The organism is Endozoicomonas atrinae, from assembly GCF_001647025.1.
GTDB classification, from domain to species: Bacteria; Pseudomonadota; Gammaproteobacteria; order Pseudomonadales; family Endozoicomonadaceae; genus Endozoicomonas; species Endozoicomonas atrinae.
This window is the reverse complement of record NZ_LUKQ02000318.1, coordinates 1-5,165: the sequence shown is the minus strand read 5'-3', so window position 1 is coordinate 5,165 and position 5,165 is coordinate 1. Positions and strand designations below refer to the sequence as shown.

Below are 5,165 nucleotides of genomic sequence, written 5' to 3'. Positions count from 1 at the left end.
CCGCATCGAGCGCCCCCTTGAGCGCACTGTTGCCACGGGCACGATCCTTCGACCCGACCCCGGTGTGGTGGACGATCAAGACGCAGCACTCATACTTCGAACGGAGTAGCTGGTCGATGTTGTTGATGAAGGTGTTCATTTCCTTAGTGGCATTCTCATCGCCCGGACCGAAGTTTCTCGCCAAGGTATCAATGACAATCATTGAGGGGATAACACCGCCGGTTTCTTCAACGATTTCCTCAATGCTATCGCTGACCATACGGGCATTGCCGAGCTCGATGAGGGAGGCTGAACACTGGCTGACGTAGATCGGCGCATTGCGGAGGTTGTAACCGTGGGATACCTGCCAAGCCATCAGGCGACGGGACAGGCCATTAAAGCCCTCCCCTGCGATGTAGAAGACGGGACCCTGCTTCTTGACCGGCTTGCCATGCCACTCCTTGCCAGTAGCGACACAGCAGGCGAGATCAATGGCAGCGAAGGACTTACCACAGGCAGGCTCACCAAACATCAGTGAGAGGCTGTCCATTTCGAGGAAGCCCTTGATGAGCCAGTTGATCGGCTTCACGCCCTTGACCAACTCTTTTACATGGCTGAAGGGAAATTTTGGCTTCGGTGGTGGGACAACATGAACCGGTGCGCCCGGGTTATTGTTGGTATGCGTCCGGGTAACGCTCGCAATGGTGGTATTGAGCTCGGCATCAGAGAGTGGTGGTGTATTCGACTGGTTCCACTGGTCGAGGGTTCTCTTGATCTCCATTAGGGAATAGTCCTGCCGGATCAGCTGACCGACCATGCTCGCCGCTGCATTGTTCCGACCTTGACCCTCCGCTAAATTGCTCCCGTCATGTGGCAGTTGATACTGGTCAGTAGAAAACCCTAAGTTACCCTCTGGCTTTTCTTCTGCCGCCTGACCATTAAAGCCATTGATAGCCGCTACATCGTCCGGTGTGAGCATGGGTAGGTCGTGGAGGTCTGCGATATCCATGTAGCCATCTGTCTCCCACTGGTAGAGCGTCCCGTCAGCGTGAGTGCTCCCAGGTGCGACGACATAACCACCAGCGCCACGAATATCAATCCGGTTCTTACGGGCTGAGTTCTGGATTGGATAATCAGGATTGACCTGAAAGTAGAAGTGCTTGCCCTTACTGGTGGTCGCCCTGAGAGGCGTTCTAGTAATGGCTCCGTCTTCAATGAACTTGACCGCCTCCGGGCTATCCGCATCGACGACCACGACACCATAGCCTGTCACTATTGCCCAGTTGGTGTGTGGGAAAAGCGTTGTCCATTGCTCGATCTGACTGTCATCAGGCGCCTCATCCTGATACTGCTTCCACCGATAGCGTGGGGCTTTTGGCCAATCCGTCTTGGCCTGTTCGTAATCATCATTACAACGGCCTTCAACAAACCATGTGGGAGGCTCTTCAAACGGTGAGCCGAGAGGAAAGATCGAAAGACCGGCTTCGTTGAGTTTCCAAGCCTCGGTGGTCGTATCTGGCAAGTTCGCTTCCATGACGTTTGCTTCCTGTTTTAGTTATTTTGGTTTTCAAAGTAAGCGGCACACTCGGCACACATCGAACAACCGGGGACCGCTATCTGTCTCGCTGAGGGTATTTGGAGTCCACATTCCTCGCAGTTATCAGCGGATTCCTGTGGTGTGAGTTGGCGCTTTTGCTGGTGGCTTTTCAGCAGGGCTTCCATTTCCCGTTCTTGGTACTGACCCGCCTTGTCTGCATCATCCATCAACAGGCTCTTGTCCATCGGCGGTCAGCATGTCCGGTGTGAACTCTGGAACGATGGTTGACCAGTAGAGCCTCCGAAGTTTACTTACCTGCTTCTTGTCGTTTTCAATGAGCGAGAGCTCTACGAGTGAGACACTGAGGATTTTTCCGAGCGTTTTCTGATTAACGCCGAGCTTTTTGCGGTATGCCCGGATCAGCTGACCCGGTGTTTTCTTCCCTGACATTGGATACTCCCTGTCTGTTTGTTTTTTTTTGCTGAGGGAGCTAAAAGAATTATCTGAAATAAAAATATTTATCAAGACGTAATTAAATATTTATTTTCAGGGAAAGTTATTTATTTTACTAACTATCTGTTTTAACGAATAATAAGCGACAACAATAAGGAGATGTTGTCATGCTGGATTGGAGAGACAGAATAAAATTTCTTCTTCAAAAGAAAAATATGACTCAGGCCGACCTCGCAAAAGCGCTCGGCGTGGCTGACCCTACAGTATCAATTTGGCTAAAAGGCAAAGTGAGACTGTCCGATGAAAACACCACTAAAATACAGTACCAGGTTGCCTCTGCACTTGAGGTTGACCCGGAGTTTATTATCACAGGGGATGGCGCTCCGAGCCCTGAACTCACCATTGGAACCCCTGCGCCCCTACTGACCAGAACTGAAATATCCCACTGGATTTTAAGCGGGACAACGGCCAAAACTACCCGATGGATGAGCTTTCCTATCGAAGCGGGAGAGAGAACTTTTTGCTATAGGATGGAGGGATCTTCAATGGACTGCTCCGCCCTCCCGAGTGCGGTCAATTTCCCGGATAGCTCCCTCGTCTTTATAGACCCATCAAAGCCGTTAGAACTCGGTAAACCCTGCCTCTTTCAAGACAATTCGCCCGTCCTCGGCATCTACGAAGAACTCAATGATCGGTCTATGCTCCTGTTCAATAATCCACGGCTGAGTGCGATCAATGTAGTTCGTGATAATTACATTGGTCGTGCCATTGGCTGTTTTATGTCGAGCGGATAAAGCTAAATTATTTTTAAATCAATCTAAAATTATTTATTGACGGCCAATTTTTCATTTGGCAGGCTAATGCTTACTGAATAATTAAAACGAACAATCGGTAAGCATTAGCCATGAAAGTCTCAATTCAGAAAGACTCTATCCTTTCCATTGCTCAAGAATTCCTCGATGTCGAGCAGGAAGCCGACAAGCTTCAAGACCGCTTAGATCAACTCTCTAATAAATCCGAACACCTACGCTCCGTTGTCCTCGGCCTCATTGTCGATCTCAACAATGCCAACCCGGATAACCCACTGCCAAAAATTTTTAGTATCGGTGGCCTCCTTATTGATGCCAACGAAGCGAACCGGGGCAATGTTAAAATTCATCGTATTCCTGATTTCGACCAGATTTATAAACCTGATCCCACCAGCTAACCGCTAGACCACCACAACAACCACAACAAAGGGAAATTGCTATGTCCGAAAGCAATGATGCTTCACGGCTGGACAAACTCGCCTACGAGTTAGAGAGAGCCAAAATTGCAGAGCAAAACGCAAGGGATCACCGCCTCGCCATTGAGCAGCAGTTAAGTGAGGTCGTCGGTGTCAAAGACGAGGGTAGTCATACCTTGAAGGGGGATTACTACAAGGTCACGACCTCTGCCGGGTATACCCGAACCCTCGATGAGAAAAAGTGGGGGGAGATAAAAGACAGTCTTCCGGCCTCTCTCGCAAACAACCTGGTACGCACAAAGGTAGAGCTCAACATCAAACAGCTCAAGAGCCTCCAGAGCCTCGATCCTGCCCAATACAACATCGTCGCTGAGGCAGTGACTACCAAGCCGAAAAAGGTGTCGGTTAAGTTTGAACGGTTGGAGGATCAGTAATGGAAGACAAGAAAAGAGAAATCCCTCTGTGCCTAAAGCATGGCTCCGCTGGAATGGGTAAATCGAATTTTTCCGCCAACGCCCAGAGTTCGGTTTTCATCATTAAAAAAACAGAGAGCCTTTCTAAGGCAACCGCCTCTCAGGAGGTGAAGTAATGGCCATCTCTCTCGAATCCATCAGCCGTTCTTCCGGCATCAAAGCACCCCGGATGGTCTGCTACGGACCTGCAGGTGTTGGTAAATCAACCTTGGGAGCCTCTGCTCCGAGCCCTATCTTTGTCTGTACAGAGGACGGCCTCGGTAAGCTCGAAGTCGATGCCTTCCCGATGATGAAATCTTTTCAGGACGTTCTCGACGCACTGACAGTCCTCTACTCATCGGATCACCAGTATCAGAGCGTCGTCATCGATAGTCTTGATCACCTAGAGCCGATGGTCTGGAAACACCTCTGTGAAACCTATGTCGGACCGAAGGGTGAGCGGTATGAATCCATTGAAGACTTCGGCTATGGCAAAGGGTTTATTCTCGCCCTCGATCTCTGGCGACAGCTATTAAACACCTTAGATGCTCTCCGCAATGAAAAGGGCATGGCCATCATTCTGATTGCTCATTCTGAAATCAAACGATATGAGAGTCCGACCACGGATAGCTATGACCGCCATCAGATCAAACTCCATAAACGGGCTTCCGATCTGGTTCAGGAGTCAGTCGATTGCGTTCTGTTCGCTGATTACAAGACGGTCATTGAAAAGGAAGAAGCTGGTTTCAATAAAACCAAAACCCGTGGCATCAGTACCGGAAAACGTTACCTCTTCACCGAGGCTCGCCCGAGCTTCATTGCCAAGAATCGCTATGGCCTACCACCTGAGCTCCCGCTGAGCTGGCAGGCCTTTAGTGACGCACTGACCCAAACCACCAGCCAGAAATAAGGAGATTACTCATGGCTCAATTAGGTTTTAACACAGACGACTATGATCCGACGGATGACTTTGAACCGCTCCCTGCCGGTGAATACCTCACCATGATGACCGATGCTTCTTTGGATCGCACCAAGGCAGGAGGTCTTATGGTGAAACTCACTTATACCGTCATGGAAGGTCAGTTTGAAGGAAGAAAGCTCTGGTCGCATCACAACATTGAGAACCGAAGCCCACAGGCAGAGGATATCGGCAGGAAGGAGTTAGCCAAGATTGCTAACGCAATTGGCATTCTAGCAGTGACAGACACCGACCAACTGCTTAACCAGGTCGTTCGTATCCGTATCGTCATTAAAAACGATCCGGGCTATGGACCTAAAAATGAGGTCAAGAAGTGGATCGGTGTCGGTGGCCAGCCAATGCAGCAGGCTCCCGTTCCACAACAACAGACACCGGCTTATAACCCGCCACCACAGCAACAAGCCCCGGCACAGCAACAGCCTCCGGCTGGCCACCCTGCGGCTCAACATGCAGCGCCGCCGTGGGGAGCAAAGCAGTGAGCCGGGAAGACTGGTATGCAGCGATAGCGCTTGCCTTTGGCATTGTCGCCTATACCGCCGT

9 protein-coding genes are annotated in these 5,165 nt (G+C 50.3%); 6 read left to right on the top strand and 3 right to left on the bottom strand.

Annotated features, from left to right (window positions below; genetic code table 11):
• From AK963_RS25175 to AK963_RS25165, 3 genes are all read right to left on the bottom strand, one after another.
• A partial coding sequence (locus AK963_RS25175; RefSeq protein ID WP_175404640.1) for an AAA family ATPase occupies positions 1-1,513 on the bottom strand: 1,513 nt, incomplete at its 3' end.
• Between the two features lie 17 nt (positions 1,514-1,530).
• Positions 1,531-1,743, bottom strand: coding sequence for a TraR/DksA C4-type zinc finger protein (locus tag AK963_RS25170; protein WP_066018135.1), 213 nt, complete (start codon positions 1,741-1,743; stop codon positions 1,531-1,533).
• Positions 1,736-1,966: a helix-turn-helix domain-containing protein gene (locus tag AK963_RS25165; protein WP_066018134.1), complete on the bottom strand. Its 231-nt coding sequence runs from the start codon at positions 1,964-1,966 to the stop codon at positions 1,736-1,738. The genes AK963_RS25170 and AK963_RS25165 overlap by 8 nt, the downstream gene beginning before the upstream one ends.
• Positions 1,967-2,136: 170 nt before the next feature.
• Here AK963_RS25165 and AK963_RS25160 point away from each other — a divergent pair, with 170 nt between their 5' ends.
• From AK963_RS25160 to AK963_RS25140, 6 genes are all read left to right on the top strand, one after another.
• Positions 2,137-2,763, top strand: a complete 627-nt coding sequence (locus tag AK963_RS25160; protein ID WP_066018133.1) for a LexA family transcriptional regulator — start codon at positions 2,137-2,139, stop codon at positions 2,761-2,763.
• Positions 2,764-2,873: 110 nt separating this feature from the next.
• Complete coding sequence (locus tag AK963_RS25155) at positions 2,874-3,176, top strand: hypothetical protein (protein ID WP_066018132.1); 303 nt, start codon at positions 2,874-2,876, stop codon at positions 3,174-3,176.
• A gap of 41 nt (positions 3,177-3,217) precedes the next feature.
• Positions 3,218-3,628 (top strand): DUF7173 family protein, encoded by a 411-nt coding sequence (locus tag AK963_RS25150; RefSeq protein ID WP_066018131.1) that lies wholly within the window; start codon positions 3,218-3,220, stop codon positions 3,626-3,628.
• Positions 3,628-3,783, top strand: coding sequence for a hypothetical protein (locus AK963_RS33610; RefSeq protein WP_175404639.1), 156 nt, complete (start codon positions 3,628-3,630; stop codon positions 3,781-3,783). The genes AK963_RS25150 and AK963_RS33610 overlap by 1 nt, the downstream gene beginning before the upstream one ends.
• The gene (locus AK963_RS25145; RefSeq protein ID WP_066018130.1) at positions 3,783-4,556 is read left to right on the top strand and encodes an ATP-binding protein; all 774 of its coding nucleotides are present in this window, start codon (positions 3,783-3,785) and stop codon (positions 4,554-4,556) included. The genes AK963_RS33610 and AK963_RS25145 overlap by 1 nt, the downstream gene beginning before the upstream one ends.
• Positions 4,557-4,567: 11 nt before the next feature.
• Positions 4,568-5,104: a DUF669 domain-containing protein gene (locus tag AK963_RS25140; protein WP_066018129.1), complete on the top strand. Its 537-nt coding sequence runs from the start codon at positions 4,568-4,570 to the stop codon at positions 5,102-5,104.
• The last annotated feature ends 61 nt before the right edge of the window (positions 5,105-5,165 follow it).

What these genes read in the sequence shown, in the direction of transcription:
- AK963_RS25170 (WP_066018135.1), bottom strand. Translation starts at nt 1,743, where the DNA reads ATGGATGATGCAGACAAGGCGGGTCAGTACCAAGAACGGGAAATGGAA.
- AK963_RS25165 (WP_066018134.1), bottom strand. Translation starts at nt 1,966, where the DNA reads ATGTCAGGGAAGAAAACACCGGGTCAGCTGATCCGGGCATACCGCAAA.
- AK963_RS25160 (WP_066018133.1), top strand. Translation starts at nt 2,137, where the DNA reads ATGCTGGATTGGAGAGACAGAATAAAATTTCTTCTTCAAAAGAAAAAT.
- AK963_RS25155 (WP_066018132.1), top strand. Translation starts at nt 2,874, where the DNA reads ATGAAAGTCTCAATTCAGAAAGACTCTATCCTTTCCATTGCTCAAGAA.
- AK963_RS25150 (WP_066018131.1), top strand. Translation starts at nt 3,218, where the DNA reads ATGTCCGAAAGCAATGATGCTTCACGGCTGGACAAACTCGCCTACGAG.
- AK963_RS33610 (WP_175404639.1), top strand. Translation starts at nt 3,628, where the DNA reads ATGGAAGACAAGAAAAGAGAAATCCCTCTGTGCCTAAAGCATGGCTCC.
- AK963_RS25145 (WP_066018130.1), top strand. Translation starts at nt 3,783, where the DNA reads ATGGCCATCTCTCTCGAATCCATCAGCCGTTCTTCCGGCATCAAAGCA.
- AK963_RS25140 (WP_066018129.1), top strand. Translation starts at nt 4,568, where the DNA reads ATGGCTCAATTAGGTTTTAACACAGACGACTATGATCCGACGGATGAC.